At 62.6% G+C, this 19,721-nt stretch carries 16 protein-coding genes; 13 read left to right on the top strand and 3 right to left on the bottom strand.

Going from position 1 to position 19,721, the window contains the following annotated elements:
- Positions 1–172 precede the first annotated feature (172 nt).
- Positions 173–6,229 (top strand): alpha-2-macroglobulin, encoded by a 6,057-nt coding sequence (locus tag VOI35_RS09425; protein ID WP_407275795.1) that lies wholly within the window; start codon positions 173–175, stop codon positions 6,227–6,229.
- A 10-nt stretch (positions 6,230–6,239) separates the two neighbouring features.
- Positions 6,240–8,606 carry a penicillin-binding protein 1C gene (gene pbpC, locus VOI35_RS09420; RefSeq protein ID WP_407275794.1) on the top strand — a complete coding sequence of 789 codons (2,367 nt, stop codon included), beginning with the start codon at positions 6,240–6,242 and terminating at the stop codon, positions 8,604–8,606.
- Positions 8,607–8,716: 110 nt separating this feature from the next.
- Here the strand turns inward: pbpC and rho are convergent, their stop codons facing one another.
- Both rho and trxA read right to left on the bottom strand, forming a co-directional pair.
- Complete coding sequence (rho, locus tag VOI35_RS09415) at positions 8,717–9,976, bottom strand: transcription termination factor Rho (protein WP_407275793.1); 1,260 nt, start codon at positions 9,974–9,976, stop codon at positions 8,717–8,719.
- 181 nt (positions 9,977–10,157) lie between these two features.
- Entirely contained in the window at positions 10,158–10,484 is a 327-nt protein-coding gene (gene trxA, locus VOI35_RS09410; RefSeq protein WP_407275792.1) for a thioredoxin TrxA, read from the bottom strand.
- A gap of 173 nt (positions 10,485–10,657) precedes the next feature.
- On the opposite strand from trxA, the gene VOI35_RS09405 reads away from it, so the two are divergent.
- The gene (locus tag VOI35_RS09405) at positions 10,658–11,596 is read left to right on the top strand and encodes a hydrogen peroxide-inducible genes activator (protein WP_407275791.1); all 939 of its coding nucleotides are present in this window, start codon (positions 10,658–10,660) and stop codon (positions 11,594–11,596) included.
- An 11-nt stretch (positions 11,597–11,607) separates the two neighbouring features.
- Here VOI35_RS09405 and VOI35_RS09400 read toward each other — a convergent pair whose 3' ends face one another.
- Positions 11,608–12,045 carry a cold-shock protein gene (locus VOI35_RS09400; protein WP_407275790.1) on the bottom strand — a complete coding sequence of 146 codons (438 nt, stop codon included), beginning with the start codon at positions 12,043–12,045 and terminating at the stop codon, positions 11,608–11,610.
- A gap of 339 nt (positions 12,046–12,384) precedes the next feature.
- On the opposite strand from VOI35_RS09400, the gene mnmG reads away from it, so the two are divergent.
- The 10 genes from mnmG (at position 12,385) to VOI35_RS09350 (ending at position 19,715) form a co-directional block, all read left to right on the top strand.
- Positions 12,385–14,265 carry a tRNA uridine-5-carboxymethylaminomethyl(34) synthesis enzyme MnmG gene (gene mnmG, locus VOI35_RS09395; RefSeq protein WP_407275789.1) on the top strand — a complete coding sequence of 627 codons (1,881 nt, stop codon included), beginning with the start codon at positions 12,385–12,387 and terminating at the stop codon, positions 14,263–14,265.
- Entirely contained in the window at positions 14,244–14,891 is a 648-nt protein-coding gene (gene rsmG / locus VOI35_RS09390) for a 16S rRNA (guanine(527)-N(7))-methyltransferase RsmG (RefSeq protein WP_407275788.1), read from the top strand. The genes mnmG and rsmG overlap by 22 nt, the downstream gene beginning before the upstream one ends.
- Before the next feature lie 28 nt (positions 14,892–14,919).
- Positions 14,920–15,750, top strand: coding sequence for a ParA family protein (locus VOI35_RS09385; protein WP_407275787.1), 831 nt, complete (start codon positions 14,920–14,922; stop codon positions 15,748–15,750).
- Positions 15,747–16,610, top strand: coding sequence for a ParB/RepB/Spo0J family partition protein (locus tag VOI35_RS09380; protein WP_407275786.1), 864 nt, complete (start codon positions 15,747–15,749; stop codon positions 16,608–16,610). Before VOI35_RS09385 ends, VOI35_RS09380 begins: the two co-directional genes overlap by 4 nt.
- A 111-nt stretch (positions 16,611–16,721) precedes the next feature.
- Positions 16,722–16,988, top strand: a complete 267-nt coding sequence (locus VOI35_RS09375; protein WP_407275785.1) for an AtpZ/AtpI family protein — start codon at positions 16,722–16,724, stop codon at positions 16,986–16,988.
- Entirely contained in the window at positions 16,972–17,394 is a 423-nt protein-coding gene (locus tag VOI35_RS09370; protein WP_407275784.1) for an ATP synthase subunit I, read from the top strand. The genes VOI35_RS09375 and VOI35_RS09370 overlap by 17 nt, the downstream gene beginning before the upstream one ends.
- Positions 17,395–17,404: 10 nt before the next feature.
- A complete protein-coding gene (atpB, locus tag VOI35_RS09365; RefSeq protein WP_407275783.1) occupies positions 17,405–18,226 on the top strand; it encodes a F0F1 ATP synthase subunit A in 822 nt (273 codons plus the stop codon).
- A 73-nt stretch (positions 18,227–18,299) separates the two neighbouring features.
- The gene (atpE, locus tag VOI35_RS09360; RefSeq protein ID WP_407275782.1) at positions 18,300–18,593 is read left to right on the top strand and encodes a F0F1 ATP synthase subunit C; all 294 of its coding nucleotides are present in this window, start codon (positions 18,300–18,302) and stop codon (positions 18,591–18,593) included.
- 94 nt (positions 18,594–18,687) lie between these two features.
- A complete protein-coding gene (locus tag VOI35_RS09355) occupies positions 18,688–19,158 on the top strand; it encodes a F0F1 ATP synthase subunit B (RefSeq protein ID WP_407275781.1) in 471 nt (156 codons plus the stop codon).
- Between the two features lie 20 nt (positions 19,159–19,178).
- The gene (locus tag VOI35_RS09350) at positions 19,179–19,715 is read left to right on the top strand and encodes a F0F1 ATP synthase subunit delta (protein ID WP_407275780.1); all 537 of its coding nucleotides are present in this window, start codon (positions 19,179–19,181) and stop codon (positions 19,713–19,715) included.
- Positions 19,716–19,721: the final 6 nt, after the last annotated feature.

Below are 19,721 nucleotides of genomic sequence, written 5' to 3'. Positions count from 1 at the left end.
CCACCGTGAGGGGCTTGCATGAAATTGATGCGATTTGCGCGGCATCGGGGTGTCGATGACGCAGGGTGGTGCAATGCAGGGAAGGATCGTCTGCCGGCGTAAGGATTCCGCGCCCGGCTGGTATCATGTGCGGGATACCGGTCATTTTTCCGGCTGACCAAGGATGGCGCATATGACGACGGAATTGCCCCCTGCTTCGACCGAATCTGCCAGCACGCCATCGGTGCCCCGCCGGAGTGGGTGGCGGCGGGTCTGGGTGGCGTTGTTTGGCGCTTTGTCCTGGCAGCCGCCGCGCTGGTTGAAGGGCTGTGTCCAGGGGGCTCGGCGGCATCCGCTGTGGGCGCTGCTGGTGTTGCTGTTGGTTGCGGCAACGGCGGCCGGGGGGTGGTGGGGTTATCAGTGGTATCAGCATCGCCCCAAACCGATCGAGCCGCCCAAGGTGGCGGTGACGCTGACCCCGCCGGCGGTGACGGATTACACGCAGGATCCGATCAAGGTCAGCCCCTTGGTGGTGGATTTTTCGGCCTCGGTGGCGCCGATCGCTTTGGTGGATAAGCCGGCGAGCGCCGGGATCGCACTCGATCCGCCCGTGCCGGGTCAGTGGCTGTGGCAGGGGGATCAATCCCTGGTGTTTACCCCGGCCAAAGACTGGCCGGTGGGTCAGCGGATCCGGCTGTCGTTGACGCCGGGTGTGGCGACGGCAGCCGGGGTGCGATTGGCCGAGACGAATCGGTCCTTTTCGACGGAACCGATGGCCGCCTCGTTGCAGAGCGCGGCGTTTTATCAAGACCCGCAGGATCCGTTGAAAAAGTCGGTCATTTTTGCGGTGCAATTCCCGTATCCGGTCGATGCCGCTTCGTTCGAGCGGGCGGTCACCTTGCGGGCGCTGCGGCCGGATGCCAAGCAGCCGGGCGTATTCGTACCGGGCGACAAGGAGCCATTTACGGTGACTTTCGATCCGCGTCACCTCACAGCATTTGTGCATTCGGCGCCGCTGTCGTTGGCACCCGAGGCGCGCAAGCTGCGGCTGGATTTGGCCAAAGGGGTGCTGAGTACGCGGGGTGGGGCGGGGACGACTGCGCCGTTATCGGCCGAGGCCGAGGTGCCTGGGCTCTACAGCCTGGGGATCAGCCAGGTGGGGATTTCGCTGGTGGACAATGCGCGCTTCGAGCCGCAGCAGACGCTGATCGTCAACACCACGGCACCGGTGGAGGGAACGGCCGTGAATCGCCGGGTGCGGGCGTGGCTGTTGCCGGACACCGGGCCGCAGGGACAAAAACCCTATACCTGGAACCCCGCGATGGTCGGGCAGGCGGTCTTGCAGCGCGCGCCCCCCGTGCCGCTGCGGTTGCAGCCGACGGAACGCGATCGGGACAGCTTGCAAGGCTTTACCTTCACGGCGCCGCCGGGCCGGCAGTTGTTCGTGATGATCGACAAGGGATTGGTGGGGTTTGGCGGGTATCAACTGGCGAAGCCACAAAGTTATGTGCTCACCGTGCCCCCGTATCCGCAAACGCTCAAATTCCTGGGGCAGGGGGCGTTGCTGCCGCTGGCTGGGGATCATCGGGTCTCGCTGGTGGCGCGCAATCTGCCGGGGGTGCGGCTGGGGATTGCGCGGCTGTTGCCGGCGCAGCTGCAGCATCTGGTGTCGCTCAATGAGGGCGATTTCACCCATCCGCGCCTGCGCATCAGCCCGGATCATCTGGTCGAGCGGTTTACGGAAACTCAAAGCCTGCCGAATACGGATCCGAGCAAGGCGGCCTATGCCGGGTTTGATTTGAGCCCGTATCTCGGGCAGGGCAGCAGCCGCAAACGCGGGGTGTTTCTGCTGACGCTGCGCCCGTGGAATCCGGCGGATCCCACGACGCCTGCTGAGGAAGCCGGGAATGATCCCTTCGATGTGAACAGTTATGCCGATGGCACGCCGGGCGATAGCCGTTTGATCGTGGTGACCGATCTCGGTCTGCTCAGCAAAAAATCGCTCGACGGCAGCCGGGATGTGTTCGTGCAGTCCCTGAGTTCAGGGCAGCCGGTGCCGGGCGCGGTGGTGATGGTGGTGGCCGAGAATGGCAAGACCCTGCTGGGAGGAACAACGGATGATCAAGGCCATGTGCATTTCCCGACGCTGAACGGGTTTGTCCGCGAAAATCGGCCGGTGATGTTGACCGTGGCCACGGCCGATGGACAGGATTTCTCGTTTTTGCCGATTGGCAGCAGTGACCGGCAACTGAATTTTTCCCGCTTTGATGTCGGCGGCGCGCCCAATGAGGCATCGCCTACTGCGCTGAGTGCGTATCTGTTTTCGGACCGCGGCCTGTATCGGCCGGGTGAGACGCTGCACATCGGCATGATCGTGCGCGCGGCGGACTGGGCACACCGGGTGACCGGCCTGCCCTTGCGGCTGGAGCTGGTCGATCCGCGCGGCATGACGGTGACTCGGCAGAAGGTGTCGCCCGATCAAACGGGCTTCATGGACTGGGATTACACCCCGGCGGATACGGCACCGACCGGTAGCTGGACGGTGAACCTGTATCTGATCCGTCCGCACGATGATGAGGTGCTGCTGGGTTCGACCACCGTGCAGGTCAAGGAATTCGAGCCGGATCAGACGCGGGTGACCGCGCGGCTCTCGCCCGCGATGACGGCAGGTTGGATCAAGCCCAACGCGCTGCAGGCCGTGATCGACGCGCATACCCTGTATGGTACGCCGGCGGCTTCGCGCCGGGTGACGGCGACGCTGACACTGCGGCCGGCCTTCCCCGCCTTTGCCGCCTGGAAGGACTACCAGTTCTACGATCCGCAGCATGCCAAGGAGGGGTACACCGAAACCCTGCAGGAACAGACGACCAACGACCAGGGGACGGCGGATTTTCCGCTGGATCTGTCCAGCTTTGCGCCAGCGACCTACGCGCTGCGGTTCTACGCGCAGGTGTTCGAGCCGGGCAGTGGCCGGAATGTGGCGGCTGCGGCAACCGCGCTGGTGTCGAGCGCGGATTATCTCATCGGCCTCAAAACCGATGGCGCGCTGGATTTCATCCCGCGGGATACGGCGCGGTCGGTGCGCCTGATCGCGGTCGATCCCTCGCTCCAGTCGATTGCGGTGCCGGGTTTGCAGGCGGTAATTCTGTCGCGGCAATATGTTTCGGTGCTCACGCGGCAGGACTCGGGCGCGTATCAATATGAATCGAAACTCAAGGAAAGCGTCGTCAGCCGGGTGCCCCTTGCGCTCGCGGCGGGCGGCACGGACTTTGCCCTGCCGACCACGCAACCCGGGCGGTTCGCGCTGGTCATCGAAGCGGCCAACGGCACGCCGCTCAATCGGGTGGATTTCACGGTGGCGGGCGATGCGAATGTCAGCCGTTCGCTGGAACGCAATGCCGAGCTGCAACTCGCGCTGGATAAAAAGGACTACGCGCCGGGCGATCGCATCGCGGTGGCGATTCGCGCGCCCTATGCGGGCAGTGGGTTGATCACCATCGAGCGCGACAAGGTCTATGCCTATGCCTGGTTCCACAGCGAGACCGCCAGCTCCGTGCAGTACATCACCGTGCCCAAAGGATTCGAAGGCAATGGCTATGTGACGGTGCAGTTCTTGCGCGATCCGGCCTCGCCCGAGATTTACATGAGCCCGCTCAGCTATGGCGTGATGCCGTTCTCGGTGGATGTCGGCGCGCACCGCGAGGCGGTGACGGTTTCCGCCCCCGCGCTGATCAAGCCCGGGCAAACCGTGAACATGACGGTGCATACCGCTGACCCGGCGCAAGTCGCGCTGTTCGCGGTTGATCAAGGTATTTTGCAGGTGGCCAATTACCAGCTGGAAGATCCGCTGGATTATTTCTACCGCAAGCGGATGTTGCAGGTCAGCTCCTCGCAGATTCTGGATTTGCTGCTGCCCTCGTTCACCCAGTTGACGGCCGTGAGCCGCACGGGCGGGGATGCGGACGCGCAGGGTCAGCAGCAGCTCAATCCCTTCAAGCGCAAGCATGAAGCGCCGGTGGCGTATTGGTCGGGCATCGTGCCGGTCAATGGGGATCGGACATTCAGTTATACCGTGCCCGATTCCTTCAATGGTGCGCTCAAGGTGATGGTGGTGGCGGTGACGCCGGAGAAAATCGGCATCGCCCAAACGGATACCACGGTGCGCGGTGATTTTGTGCTCTCACCGAATCTGCCCGCTGCCGTGGCGCCGGGGGATGCCTTTACCGCCAGCGTGAGCGTGACCAACAATCTCGCGCCTGATCCCCAATCGCCCGAGGCGACGCAGCCAATTCGGGTGGCGCTGGATGCGGGTGCCGGGTTTACCGTCACCGGCAATGCCGTACAGTCGTTAGCGCTCGCGCCGGGCAAATCGGGTCTCGTGCAGTTCAATCTTACGGCCGGGGCGCAGTTGGGCGCGGTGCCGCTGCGCTTTACCGCCAGCCTGGGCGATAAAACCGCCACGCGGCAGATGTCGGTCTCGATTCGCCCGGCGGTGCCCTTCCAGACCGCCGTACAAGTGGGACGGATTCTGCCCGGACAGCAGGCCACGCTGAGCCCCCTGCGGGAAGTCTTCCCCGAGCTGGGCGAGCGGCAGGCGGCGCTGTCGTATCTGCCGCTGGTGTTGATGCGTGGGCTGGAAGCCTACCTGACACACTACGGCAACTATTGTTCGGAGCAGATCATCTCGGCGGCAACACCGGCGCTGATTGCCGCCGCCCGCCCGGAGTTCGCCGAAAGTGCGGCGGCGGCGGCGCGTGCCCCGGCGTCCCTGGCGCAAGCTTTGGCGACCTTGCGGACGCGGCAGAACAGCGAGGGCGGCTTTGGTCTGTGGGCGGCGACCCCGGATGCAGATCCGTTCGTTTCGGTCTATGCCCTGTCGTTCATGCTGCAAGCGCGGCAAGCGGGCGTGCGGGTACCGGCGGATATGCTCGATCACGGGTTGGCCTACCTGAGCGCGCTGGCTGCCGATGACTCAAGCGATACGCTGGCGGGGCTGCGCGCCCGCGCGTTTGCGATTTATCTGCTCACGGCGTCCGGTCAGGTGACGACGAACCTGATTGCGGCGGTGCAGCAAGCCCTGGAAACGCAATATCCCGCTGTTTGGAAAACCGATCTCGCGGCGGTGTATCTGGCGGGTGCCTACCGGCTCCTGCAACAGGATCAGATTGCCAACCAGATGATTGCCGCGCCCTGGGCGGCGCTCAGCCAAGCGCGCCCCGCCTCGGCACCCTGGGTGTATGCGGACTACAACGATCCGCTGATTACCCAGGCGCAAACCTTGTGGATGGTCGAGCAGCAATTTCCTGCGCTGGCGGCGAAGTTGCCTCCGGCCGTGGTGGAGCGACTGGCGCAGGCAATTGGCCAGAACCGCTTCAACACCCTCTCGGCGGCGTTGTTGCTGCAAGCGCTGGCCAACCTGCCGCAGGGACAGGTGCCGACCTCGGGTCTATCGATGGCGCAGCAATTAGGAAGCGGCAGCGATGCGTTCACGCCGTTCGGTCAAACGCAGGGCGCGCTGGTATTGGGGCACCTGGCGCCAACCGCCCAGGCATTGCGGTTCAGCGTGGCGGATAGCGCGCCCGCGCCCGCCTGGTACTCGCTGGTGGTCTCGGGGTATGACCGCCATCCCCCGCAAAAAGCGGTGAAACAGGGGTTGGAAGTCTGGCGCGAATACACCGATGACGCGGGCAAGCCGGTGACGCAGGTGGCCTTGGGACAAGCCCTGACGGTGACGGTGCGTCTGCGGGCGCTGGGGCAGGCGTCGGTGGGCGATGTGGCGATCGTCGATATTCTGCCGGGCGGTTTCGAGGTGGTGAATAATCCCCCCGCCGCCGACCCGGCGACGGATGCGTCCGCGCCCGACGATTCTGCCGGCAATGGTTCCGGCGATGCCTCCGCTGGGGATGCCACCGAAGCCGGGGACGCGGGCTTTGTCGATACGCTCGCCCAGCCCGGCAGCGATATGGCGGTGAGTTATGTTGAACCGCGCGAGGATCGGGTGCTGATCTATGCGACGGCGACCGACGGCGTGCAGCAATATCGCTACCGTATTCGCGCCATGACGGCCGGGCGGTTCATTGAGCCGCCGATCTATGCCGAGTCGATGTATGACCGGGAGATTCATGCCTTGACGCCGGGGGGTGGGGCGTTGACGGTGACGGAGCCGCCTGCGGAGACACCGGTTCGGGTGACGACGGTGCCCGCGCCTGCCGATCCTGCCGTCGGTGCTGCCCCGCCCTCTGGGCAGTGATTCGGCCTGCATGCGCCTGCGACGCGTCGTCTGGGCGGCGATTTTCGCCCTGGTTCTGCTGGCGGCGGGGCTCGTCGGGTTGCGCACCTACCTGCATCAGCGGCCTCACCCGCCCTTGTCGCAATGGCTGCCGGAATCGACCGCCGTTTTGGATGACCGGGGCAATCTGCTGCGTTTGACCTTGGCCAGCGACCAGCAATACCGGTTGTGGACGCCGCTGAACGAGATTTCTCCCCGCCTGACGCAGGCGATTTTGCTGCATGAAGACCGGTATTTTTATTGGGAACCGGGCTTTAATCCCTTCAGTTTGCTGCGGGGCGCGTTCAAAACCTATGTGCTGCGCCAGCATCCGCAGGGGGGCTCGACCATCACCATGCAGCTCGCCCGGCTGCTGTGGTCGCTCGATACGCGCAGTCCGCAAGGCAAGCTCATTCAGATTGCCCGAGCCATCCAGCTGGAGCTGACCTATTCCAAAACGGAGATTCTGACTGCCTATCTGAACTACGCGCCATTTGGCGGCAATGTGCAGGGCGTGGGGGCGGCCAGTCTGATTTACTTCAATCACCCCCCGGCTGAACTCAGCCTGCCGGAGGCGCTGACCCTGGCGGTGCTGCCGCAGAATCCGAGCTTGCGGGGCAAAATCACGCAGGGGCGGGCAAATCCGGCCTTGATTGCGGCGCGCAATCGCCTGTTTGCCCGCTGGCAGCAGCACGATCCCGTCCCCGACGAGGTAGCGGCGCTGTTCGCGTTGCCCCTGGTGATGCGCTCCACGACGGCTTTGCCGTTCCGTGCGCCCTGGTTTGTCGATCAGTTGCTCGCGCAGCAGGGCTCCATGGTCGGAGGCGGCGCGCCTGCAGAGCATTGGCTCCGCACCACGCTGGATCTTCGGTTGCAGCGCATTCTGCAGCGTCAGGTGCAGGCGTTTGTCCGGCAAAGACGGAGCCAGGGCATCCACAATGCGGCGGCGCTGTTGGTCGATGTGCGCGATATGGGCATCAAGGCGATGATCGGTTCGGCCGATTATTTCGACCCCGAGATCGATGGGCAGGTCAATGGGACGAATGCCAAGCGCTCGCCGGGTTCCGCCCTCAAGCCGTTCATTTATGGGCTGGGGTTCGATCAGGGGGTGCTGATTCCGGCTACCGTGCTGCGTGATGTGCCGACCGCGTTCGGCCCGTATCATCCGGAAAATTTCGATGGCCGTTTCGAGGGGCCGATCACGGCGACTCAAGCCCTGATTCGCAGCCGGAATATTCCGGCGATCACCGTGGCGGCCGCGCTCGATCACCCCAGCTTTTATGATTTTCTGCGCCTGGCCGGTGTGTCGAACATGGCGCCAGAATCGCATTACGGCCTGGCGCTGGTGCTTGGGGGCGGCGAGATCACCGTGCAGGAGATGGCGCGGCTGTATGCCCTGCTCGCCAACGATGGCGTGCTCAAGCCGCTGCGCTGGCTTAAGTCCACGCCTGAGACGACCCGCGCCCCGCATTTGTTGAGTGCGGCCGCAAGTTACATGGTGCGCGATATTTTGCAGCAGAATCCGCCCCCCCTGCTCGCGCCGACCGGCCAGCCGAGCCGCCTGCCCGTTGCGTGGAAAACCGGCACCTCGTCGAGTTTTCGCGATGCTTGGAGCGCCGGGCTGTTCGGTCCCTATGTCCTGATCGTTTGGGTGGGCAATTTTGATGGTAGCCCCAACCCGGCGCTGGTCGGCGGGGATGCGGCCGCGCCGCTGTTTTTCAACATCATTCATGCGGTGCAGGCCAGCACGCCCGCGTTGGCACCCTTGCCGGATACGGTGCCTGCTCGGCTCAAGCGGGTGGCGGTGTGCTTATCGAGCGGGGCGTTGCCCACGGTATGGTGCCCCCGGCGCGGCAGTAGCTGGTTCATTCCCGGCGTATCGCCGATTGCGGTTGATACGGTGTACCGCCCGGTCTGGGTGGATAAAGTGACCGGCAAGGCGGTGTGCCCGCCGTATGATCCGACCCGCGATGAGCAGCGGGTGTTTGAATTCTGGCCGAGCGAGTTGCAGCAGGTGTTCGCGGCCGCCGGAATCCCGCGCAGGGCGCCCCCGCGCGCGCCGCAGTGCGGGGATACGACGGATGGCGGTGCCGCGCCGCGCATCACTTCCCCGTTGACGGGCAGTGTGTATGCCCTGCGCGTGGCGGATCCCGCGCACGACCGGATTGCGCTGACGGCGGATACGGATGCCGATGTTCACACACTGTACTGGTTTGCCGATCGGAGTTATCTCGGCGCGCGCGCACCGACGGAACCGCTGTTCTGGCATCCGGCCAAGGCGGGCAGTTTCACCGTCACGGCGGTCGATGATCATGGTCGGGCGGACAGTCGCCTGGTTCAGGTGACGGCGCTGCCCTGAGGCAACGCTGAATCGATCCCGCCGGGGCTGTATTCAGTCAACCCAGGCGCGGTGAGTTTCCCGCTGCGCGTTCTCGCCCGCGACCGGGCTTCCTTCGCGCATCAACGCGTTCAACCGCGGCGCATTGAATCGTAGAACTCGTTGTTGGTCTTGGTTTTTTGCAGCTTGTCGAGCAGGAATTCCATGGATTCGAGCTCGCTCATCGGATGGAGGAACTTGCGCAAAATCCACATTTTTTGCAGCTCCTCCGTGTCGGTCAGCAGCTCCTCGCGGCGGGTGCCGGAGCGGTTGATGTTGATGGCCGGATAAACGCGCTTCTCGGCGATGCGGCGATCTAGGTGCAGTTCCATGTTGCCGGTGCCTTTGAACTCTTCATAAATGACTTCATCCATTTTGCTGCCGGTATCGATCAGCGCCGTGGCCAGAATGGTGAGTGAGCCGCCTTCCTCGATATTGCGCGCCGCGCCGAAAAAGCGCTTGGGACGATGCAGGGCATTGGCATCGACGCCGCCGGTCAGCACCTTGCCAGACGAGGGCACCACGGTGTTGTACGCCCGCGCCAGCCGGGTGATCGAATCGAGCAGGATGACCACATCGCGCTTGTGCTCGACCAGCCGCTTGGCTTTCTCGATCACCATTTCCGCCACTTGTACATGGCGAGCCGCCGGCTCGTCGAAGGTGGAGGCAATCACTTCCCCGCGCACCGTGCGCTGCATTTCCGTGACTTCTTCCGGGCGTTCATCGATCAACAGCACGATGAGGTCGCATTCGGGATGATTGGCGGTGATGCTCTGCGCGATGTTTTGCAGCAGCATGGTTTTCCCCGCTTTCGGTGGCGCGACGATCAGCCCGCGCTGGCCTTTGCCGATCGGCGAGACGATGTCGATGATCCGCGCGGTCAAATCTTCCGTCGAGCCATTGCCGCGCTCCATGCGCATGCGCTGATTGGCGTGCAGGGGCGTCAAATGCTCGAACAGCACCTTGCTTTTGCTGGCGTGTGGCGGCTCATCGTTGATGGTGTCGATTTTGAGTAAGGCGAAGTAGCGTTCGCCATCTTTCGGGGCGCGCACGGTGCCGCAGATGTTGTCCCCGGTTTGCAAACCAAAGCGGCGAATCTGCGAGGGCGAGACATACACATCTGCCGGGCCGGCGAGGTACGAGTCTGCCGCGCCACGCAAAAAGCCAAAGCCATCCGGCAGGATTTCCAGCACGCCGTCGCCATAAATAGATTCGCCCGTTTTGGCGTGTGCCTTGAGCAAGGCAAAGATCACATCATGTTTTTTGGTTCGGGCGATGTTTTCGATGCCCATCGCTTCGGCGATTGCAACGAGATCAGGAACGGGTTTGGCTTTGAGTTCAGTGAGATTCATGGGGGGCGAGATAACTTCGAGGGATGAGGAGAAGCCACGGCAACTAGTGCCAGGAAGAGAAGAAAATCAGGAGGTTTGGCCAACGCGCGATGCGAACGCATCCGTGGCTAAGGAAGATAAGGAGCGCATTTTGACATAACGGGGACGCGATGCCAATGGCCGCGCGTCCTGTGGCGCGTGGTTAGATGATGCCGTCGATGAACGCGGTCAGTTGAGATTTGGAGACGGCGCCGACTTTGGTGCCTTCCACCTTGCCGCCTTTGAACAGCATCAGGGTCGGGATGCCGCGAATGCCGTGCTGGCGCGGAGTTTCCGGATTTTCGTCGATATTGAGCTTGGCGACCTTGAGTTTGCCCGCATATTGCTCGGCGACTTCATCTAGGACGGGCGCGATCATGCGGCAGGGCCCACACCATTCGGCCCAGTAGTCGACCAGCACGGGTAAATCGTTATCGAGCACTTCAGCGGCGAAGTTGCCGTCGTTGATATAGGCGATTTTATCGCTCACGGTGAGACTCCTTAAAAGCTCTGAACAGAGGTCGTGATGCCGAGGAGGATAGATCAAACAAGCCAACGGCGGCCAATTTTTCCGCCGCCTGCGCCACAATGCAAGCAAAATGCGCGAAGACCCGTTGAAAATCGGGGCAATTTGTCTGTGAAATGACTTGAGAATACTGAACGATGACCTTGACCGAATTGCGATATGTGGTGGCTGTTGCGCGGGAGCGACACTTCGGGCGGGCGGCGGCGGCGTGTTTCGTCAGCCAGCCGACGCTGAGTGTCGGCGTCAAGCGAATCGAGGAGGCGCTTGGGGTGCAGATCTTCGAGCGCGCCAGTCGGAGCGAATTGCATATCACCCCGCGCGGCGAAGCCATCATCGAGCAGGCGATCCGCATCCTGCAGGAAGTCGATCAGCTCAAGGCAATTGCGGACGCGGCCAAAGATCCGCTGATCGGCACGCTGCGTGTGGGCTTGATTCATACGATCGGCCCGTACTTGCTGCCCAGCCTCATCCCCGCGCTGCACGAGCGTGCGCCGCGCATGCCGATCGAGATCGTCGAAGGGTTTACCCAAGACTTGCTGCATCAGCTGCATCAGGGCAGCCTGGATGCTGTTGTGCTTTCCCTGCCCATCGTTGGTAACCGCTTGACGATCACGCCGGTCTATCGAGAACCGTTTACCGTGGCCGTGCCGAGTGGGCACCCCTTGGCCGAAGCGCGTACGGTCACGCCGGCTCAACTGGCGGCTGAAGACCTGCTGTTGCTGGGGCAGGGGCACTGTTTTCGCGATCAAGTGCTCTCGATTTGTCCGGAATGCGCGCATAGTTCCGCAGCCGGGCGCTTGCAGCGCACGCTGGAGGGCGGCTCGTTGGAGACGATGCGGATGATGGTGGCCTCCGGGGCGGGTGTGACGGTGCTGCCCTGTTCGTCCAATATCGAGCCGGGCGCGGCCGCCGGTGCCTTGATTCGTTACCTGCCCCTGGCGGAATCGGTGGCCACGCGCGATGTCGCGGTGGCGAGCCGCAGTCGTTATGCCCGGGGCGGCGCGATTGATTTGCTCTGTGCGATGATCCGCGCGCATCGCCCGCCGTGCTGTACGCCGATCAGCGGGACGGCTTGATTGCGCGCGAATTATGATGGGGTGGACAGTACCGTCACGGCCTCCGCCTGCGGTCCCTTCCGGCCAGGGCCGATGTGGTATTCCACCGTTTGCCCCGCGACCAGCGCAGGCGCCTGTTCGTTGGCCAGCGAGCGATAGTGCACGAAGAGATCTTCGCCGTTGGCGCGGACGATAAAACCAAAGCCTTTTTCCGCATCAAAGAATTTGACCAAACCCGCTTCCCGCGCGGGCGGCAGGTTGACGGCGACTTCTTTGGGGACGATGGCCGGTTTGGGTTGGGGCTGGGTGGGCACCCAGGTGGCGAGGAAGATACTCAGCCAGATAATCCCGGCGGTGGCCGCGAACTGGCTGCCTGCACTCAGCGGTGGGAGTGCGTATAACACGAGGGCGGCCGTGATCGGCGCCAAAATGAGGGTGGTCAGAAACGAGCGAATGCGAGCGGAAGTCATGTGAAGGGGGGTACCTTAAAATTCTGAACGAGCGGTGAGCGGGTTGCCCGGATTCAAGCGCCGTGCTGTGGTATTCCGGGGGTGCAGTCCTGCGAGGCTGCCCAGCCCGAGACAGGAACGGTTGATCCCCGCCGGTCGGCGGCATGCGTGAATCCGACCGCACATTGTGCCGTAAATCCGCGACCGGATGAATCCCTGCTTGGGGTTTCGTTGGGTGCCCTGTGGGTCATCTCGCTGTTTTTGTTTGATAATTCCGCCGGGCAGGCTGCGTGGTTCTCGATTTTTTCAAGGGTTTCCCCTAGAATTTCCGCTCTTTTTTGAGCCCGGCCGGAGGGCGTCATGCGATATCCCGAGCAATTTGCGGTCATTGTAGTGGGCGGCGGCCATGCGGGCACGGAAGCGGCGCTGGCGGCCGCGCGCATGGGCGCTCGCACCCTGTTGCTGACCCATAACATCGAATCTTTGGGGCAGATGAGCTGCAATCCGGCGATTGGCGGGATTGGCAAGGGGCATCTGGTCAAAGAGGTCGATGCCTTGGGCGGGGCGATGGCGCGGGCGGCCGATCGCGGCGGGATTCAATTCCGCATTCTGAATGCGCGTAAAGGCCCGGCGGTGCGCGCCACCCGCGCGCAGGCGGATCGGATTCTGTACAAGGCGGCGATCCGCGAAATGCTGGAAAACCAGCCGAATCTGATGTTGTTCCAGCAAGCCGTCGATGATTTGCTGCTGGAGGGCGACCGCGTGGTCGGGGTGCGCACCCAGGCGGGCATCGAATTTGCCGGTCATACCGTGGTGCTGACGGCGGGAACCTTCCTGGCCGGGCAGATTCACATCGGCCTGCAGAATTACCAGGGCGGGCGCGCGGGCGATCCCCCGGCCTTGCGGCTGGCCGAGCGCTTGCGGGAACTCTCCCTCGGTGTCGGGCGCCTGAAAACCGGCACGCCGCCCCGCATCGACCGTCGGTCGATCGATCTGTCCGTGATGCAAGTCCAGCCCGGCGATACGCCGACGCCGGTATTCTCCTTTCTGGGCAAAACCAGTGAGCATCCGCGCCAGATCGATTGCTACATCACGCACACCAATCCGCGCACGCACGACATCATTCGCGCCGGGCTGGATCGTTCGCCCATGTTCACCGGCGTGATCGAGGGCGTGGGGCCGCGCTATTGCCCGTCGATCGAGGACAAGATCCACCGGTTTGCAGACAAGGATTCGCACCAGGTGTTCGTCGAGCCCGAGGGGTTGACCACGAACGAAATCTACCCGAATGGCATTTCCACCAGCCTGCCGTTCGATGTGCAGCTGGCGTATGTGCGCAGCATCAAAGGCTTTGAGCAGGCCGTCATCACCCGCCCGGGGTATGCGATTGAATATGATTTCTTCGATCCGCGCGGTTTGAAGCCCACGCTGGAAACCCGTGCCATCGCCGGCCTGTATTTCGCGGGGCAAATCAACGGCACCACGGGGTACGAAGAGGCGGCCGCGCAAGGACTGCTCGCGGGCGCGAACGCGGCGGCGCAGGTGCTGGAGCGCGAACCACTGACGCTGCGGCGCGATGAGGCGTATCTCGGCGTGCTGGTCGATGACCTCATCACGCAGGGCACGCAGGAACCCTACCGGATGTTCACCAGTCGTGCGGAATACCGCCTGATGCTGCGCGAGGACAATGCCGATCAACGCCTGACCGCAAAAGGGCGTGCGCTGGGTCTGGTGGATGAGCCGCGCTGGCGCGCCTTCAATGAGAAAACGGAGGCGATCGAGCGCGAGCGGTCGCGGCTTTCGGCTCTCTGGGTTCACCCCGAGCATCCGGCGGCGGCGGTGTTGCCGAGCGTGATCAGCAAGGGCGTGACGGCGCTGGATTTATTGCGGCGCCCGGAACTGGATTATGCCCAACTGGCGGCGGTGGCGGCTCTGGCGCCCGAGGTGCCGGTCGCGTCGGAAGTCGCCGAGCAGATCGAGATCGAAATCAAATACGCCGGTTATGTCGAGCGCCAACGGGATGAGGTGGATCGTTCCCTCAAACAGGAGACGCAACCGCTGCCCGAAGATCTGGATTACCAAGCTATCAGCGGGTTGTCGAACGAGGTGCGTGCCAAGCTGGCTGCGCAGCGCCCGGCCACCATTGGTCAGGCGGGGCGGATTCCCGGCGTGACCCCGGCGGCCATTTCTCTGCTGCTGGTGCATCTGAAGCGGCGTGAATGGCTGCAGGCGACGGCGTGATCGATTCGGCAGCGGAGCTCGCGGTCGTTGCCGACCGCATGGGCGTGGCGATCGATCTGGCCGTGGCCGAGCGCATCGAGGATTATCTCGCCCTGCTGCACAAGTGGAACCAGACCTACAACCTGACGGCCGTGCGTAACCTGCCCGAGATGCGGCTGCGCCATGCGCTGGATGCGCTGGCGGTGTTACCGTGGATCGAACCGGATGTGCCCCTGGCCGATGTCGGCAGCGGCCCCGGGATTCCCGGTATCATTCTGGCATTGGCGCGGCCGACCCTGCCGGTGACGCTGATCGATTCCAATCTGAAAATGACGCGCTTCGCCCAGGCTGCCGTGCAGGCGCTGGCGCTCGATCAGGTCACAGTGCAACGCGCGCGGGTCGAAGCGCTGCCGCCGGGTCAGTACGGGCAAATCATCTCGCGGGCGTTTGCCGCGACGGGGGATTTTTTACGCTGGACGGAGGCTCTCGGGACGCCGTCGGCGCGCTGGCTGGCGATGAAGGGGCGGCTCGATCCGGCGGAGCAGGCGGCTGTTCCGCCGGTGTTCGCCTTGCAGCAGGTTCAGCCCCTGGCCATTCCGGGGCTTGATGCCGCCCGGCATTTATTGATTTATCAGCGGGCACGCTGACCTTCGAACCACACACAGAGGGGCCATCATGGGCTGGACGCTCGCAGTCACCAACCAGAAGGGGGGCGTTGGGAAAACCACCACCGCGGTGAATCTGGCCGCGGCCTTGGCCGTGCGCGGGGTTTCGGTTCTGCTGGTGGACATGGATCCTCAGGGCAATGCGACCGTGAGCACGGGCATCGAGAAGGAATCCCTGACGAAAACGCTCACCGATGTGTTGCTCGATGAAGCGCCGGTCGCGGACGCGGTGGTCACGGTCTGCGATGGGCGTTTCGATCTGCTCCCGGCCAATCTGGAACTGGCGGGTGCCGAGTTTCAACTGGTCACGCGGATCGGGCGCGAGCTCAAGCTCAAACGTGCGCTTGCGAGTCTGCCGAAGGACTACGGCATCGTGTTGATTGATTGTCCGCCGGCGCTCAATACCCTGACCATCAACGCGCTGGTGGCCGCAGACGATGTGCTGATTCCGGTACAGTGCGAATATTTTGCGCTGGAGGGTTTGTCATCCCTGCTCGACACCCTCGAACAGGTTCGGCTCGCGCTGAATCCGGCGCTGGGGATTGCCGGGGTCGTGCGCACCTTGCATGATGCGCGCAACCTGTTGTCGCAGCAGGTTTCTGCAGAGCTTGAGGCGCATTTTGGCGGGCAGATGTTTCGCACACCGATTCCGCGGAATGTCCGCTTGGCGGAGGCGCCAAGCCATGGGCTGCCCGGAGTGTTGTACGACACCCAATCTCCGGGTGCCTTGGCCTATTCGATGCTGGCGGATGAGTTGCTCCTGCGTTTGCCCGACGCGCTGGTGCTCAACCTGCCGAAGCCCAAGCCGAAAAAAACCAAGAAAAAGAAGAAAACTGCATGAGCATCAAAAAGAAAGGACTGGGGCGGGGACTGGATCAGCTGCTGAGTGCGAGCGCCGTGGGCGCGGCAGCGGTCGAGGGCGCGGATTACCGTCCCATTGCCGTCGAACTCATTCATCCCAGCCCCTATCAACCGCGCCGCCATTTCGAGCCGGAAGCGCTGGCGCGTCTGGCTGATTCGATTCGCGCGCAGGGTCTGATTCAGCCCATCGTGGTGCGGCGTCGCTCGGGTGAATATGAGCTGATCGCTGGTGAGCGCCGGTGGCGCGCCGCACAACTGGCGGGGCTGGCGCAAATTCCGGCGCTGGTGCGCGAGCTGGATGATCACGAAGCGGCCGCCTTGGCGCTGATTGAAAATCTGCAGCGCGAGGATCTGGATCCGATCGAGCAGGCCACTGCGATGCGCCGGCTCATCGAGGAGTTCGCCATGACGCATCAACAGGTGGCGGATGTGTTGGGCGTTTCGCGACCCGCGATCAGCAATGCCTTGCGGCTACTGGATCTGGCGCCACCCGTGCAGGCGCAGTTACAGCAGCGTCTGCTCGATGCGGGGCATGCACGGGCACTGGCGACACTGCCTGCGGATGATCAGGCCGCGTTGGCGGAAAAAATCATTGCCCGGGCATTGACGGTTCGCCAGGTTGAGCAGATGGTGCGTCAGCGGCAGAAGCCCACGACCGAAGTCAAAAACCCGCCCGCCGATCCCGATACGGAACGGCTGATGCAGCAGTTATCAGAAGCCCTGGGTGTTCGGGTGAGCTGGCAGTCGAGTGGCGGCGCGCGAGGGGTATTGCGCATCGCCATCGACGATCCCGCGCAGTTGGATGCGCTGGTGGGGCTGCTGCTGCCGTCATCCGGTTGAGCGGATTGCGTTCCATAGCCTGTGTAACAGTTGTTGGGCGGGGAAGATGCCGGTACACTAGCCGCCAATTTTTGGCCGTCAGATCAATCGTGTCCCAAGAGAGTGCGCCGCATGGCCAAACCCAAGCCCAACGCCCGACTGCCTGACGGCCGAGCCGAGGGTTATTGGGCGGTGCGACTGCGCGGCTTGATGAATGTGGGGGCGGGCAATGTGTTCGCGTCCACGGTGATCGCCGGTCTGCTGCTCGGATATGGCGTGGACTATTGGCTCGGCACGGCGCCGTTGGCGATGCTGGGCGGCGGTCTGCTGGGGTTCATTGGCGGCATGCGGAATGCGCACCGTCTGATGCAGGCGCGGCAACATGACACCGATGACTGAAGGGATCGCCCGCCGTGGACGGTTGGTGTTGATCGTGCAGAGCGCGCTGACCGGGGTGCTGGTGGCAGGGTTCGCGCTGGTATGGGGTTCGGGTGCGGCGCTGGGCGCGTTGGGCGGTGGTTTGATCGCGCTGGTTCTGATGGGGCTGTTGCGTTTGACCATGCAGCGCGCGGCCGCCCTGGCGGTCGAGGCACCGAAAGACAGCTTGAATCTCATGTATGCCGGCGCGGCGGTGCGGTTCATCGTCTTGCTGATTTTGTTTGCTGTGGCGCTCGGTTGGCTCAAGTTGTCGCCGGCGCCCACCGTGGGTGGATTTGTTCTGGTCATGCTGGCGGGGGCTGTGGCCGCGCGCGGTGGCCGGGACTCGGGGCGCCCGCTGAGTAAAACCGATTTGAACTTGGATTGAGGAGACTTCTGTGGCGACAGAGAATGCCGGTGGCGGCTCAGTAGAGTACATCCAGCACCACCTGACCAACCTTTCGGTGGGGCAGGGGTTCTGGCAGTTGAATATTGACACCCTGATTTTCAGCTTCTTGTTGGGTGGCTTGATTTTGCTGGTTGCGCGCAAGATTGGTCAGGGTTTGCGCGCGGAAACGCCCGGCAAGCTGCAAAACGCCGTGGAAGGGATTCTGGAATTCGTGGAAGGGCAGGTGCGGGATTCCTTCGGCGGACGGGCGCCCAATCTCATTGCTCCGCTGGCGCTCACGATTCTGCTGTGGGTGTGGCTCATGAACTTCATGGATCTCATCCCGATCGACCTGCTGCCCGCCGTGGCGCATGGTTTGGGTGTGCCGCACCTCAAGGTGGTGCCGACAACCGACCTGAACACCCCGTTGGCGATGGCACTGGTGGTCTTTTTGCTGAGCATTTTCTACAACCTGAAGGTCAAGGGGCTGGGCGGTTACATCAAGATGTTCCTGTTCCACCCATTCGGTAAGTTTTTCATTCCAGTCAACATCGTGATGACCCTGATCGAAGAATTGGCCAAGCCAATCAGCCTGGGTCTGCGGTTGTTCGGCAACATGTTTGCGGGCGAGCTGGTGTTCATGTTGATTGCCCTGTTGACCTTGGGTGCGACGCTGAGCGCCAGTTTGCTGATTTGGTTCCCGCTGCAAGTCGTTCTGGATTTGGCCTGGTTGATCTTCCATGTCCTGGTCATTTCCCTGCAGGCGTTCATCTTCATGGTGCTGACCATCGTTTATCTCGGTATGGCGCATACGGATATGGATTCGCACTAAGTTTCGGCGAAGTTTTGGTTTGTGATTGAGTTTTGGTTTGTGTTTTTCACTGTTTGACTGAGGAGAGAAGTAAATGACCCCTGAAATGCTCGCGATGATCTATGCCTACACTGCCGTAGGCGTTGGTGTGATTCTGGCCGCCGCTGGTTTGGGTTCAGCCATCGGCTGGGGCCTGATCTGTTCCAAAACCCTGGAAGGCATTGCGCGTCAACCCGAAATGCGTCCGCAGTTGATGACCAATATGTTCATCTTCGCGGGTCTGATGGAATCTTTCCCCTTCATCATTCTGGCGTTTGCCATGTGGTTCCTGTTTGCCAACCCGTTCGTGGGCGCACTCGCTTCTGCCATCGGCGCAATCGCGAAGTAATCCCCGGTGGCGCACGGCGGCCGTGGCTGAAATTCAGCCTCGGCCGTTCGTTTGAACGCGCCATCCCGTGAACCTGAAACATTGAGGGTTGTTCATGAATATCAACATCACACTCGTCGCGCAAATCATCGCGTTTGTAGTGCTCGTGTGGTTGGTCAGCAAATATCTCTGGACGCCGCTTTCCGCGTTGATGGAAGCGCGTCGCCAGAAGATTGCTGATGGCCTGTCGGCTTCTGAACGAGGTAAGCATGAGCTGAAACTCGCCCAGGAGCGTTCGGCCGAACTGCTGCGTGAAACCAAGGAAAAAGCCAACGATATCATCGCTCAGGCCAACGCCCGTGCCAATCAGGCGCTGGAAGATGCCCGTGCCAATGCCAAGGCAGAGGCCGAGCGTATCGTGGCGCAGGCATCCGCCGAGATTGATCGCGAAGTGAATCGTGCCAAGGACGCCTTGCGCGCCCAGGTGGCCTCCATTGCGGTGGTGGGCGCGGAGCGTATCCTCAAGCGCGAAGTCACCAGTAAAGATCACGAAGCGGCCATGGCCGATCTGATTGCCCGTATCTAACGGATATTCAAGGTAACGATATGTCCGAAAATATCCAGGTCGCGCAATCTTACGCCAAGGCGGTGCACGAGCTGTGCGCCAATGTGACGGCTGCCGAGTCTTGGTCTGCCAAGCTCGCCGTGTTGGCCACGGTGGCCGAAAACCCTGATATGGCGCGCTATTTGGCGGATGTTTCCCGCTCATCGGCTGAGCGCACCCAGGGTTTTCTGACCGTGGCGGCCTCCGAACTTGATCCAGTCGCCACGAACCTTGTGCGCTTACTGGGCGAGAACGGGCGTTTGGCCATGTTGCCGGCCATTGCCGCGCAGTTTGAGCTGCTGCGGGATGAAGCCGAACAGCGTATCTCCGCCTCCGTCACCTCCGCCTTTCCTTTGACAGACAATGAAATCCAGCAAATCAAAGCAGCACTCAGCAAGCGGTTGAATCGCAGCGTGGTGTTACAGCAGTCGATTGATGCCAATTTGATTGCCGGCGCTGTGATTCGCGCCGGTGACTGGGTCATCGATGGCTCGGCTCGTGGTGGCATTGACAATCTTGCGACTCAGATGAGCCGCTAAGGAGTT

Origin of the sequence: Halothiobacillus sp. DCM-1 (assembly GCF_045689735.1) — a bacterium.
Classification (GTDB): Bacteria; Pseudomonadota; Gammaproteobacteria; order Halothiobacillales; family Halothiobacillaceae; genus Halothiobacillus.
Note: the sequence above shows the minus strand (reverse complement) of the source record. Positions and strands in the feature narration are given on the sequence as shown.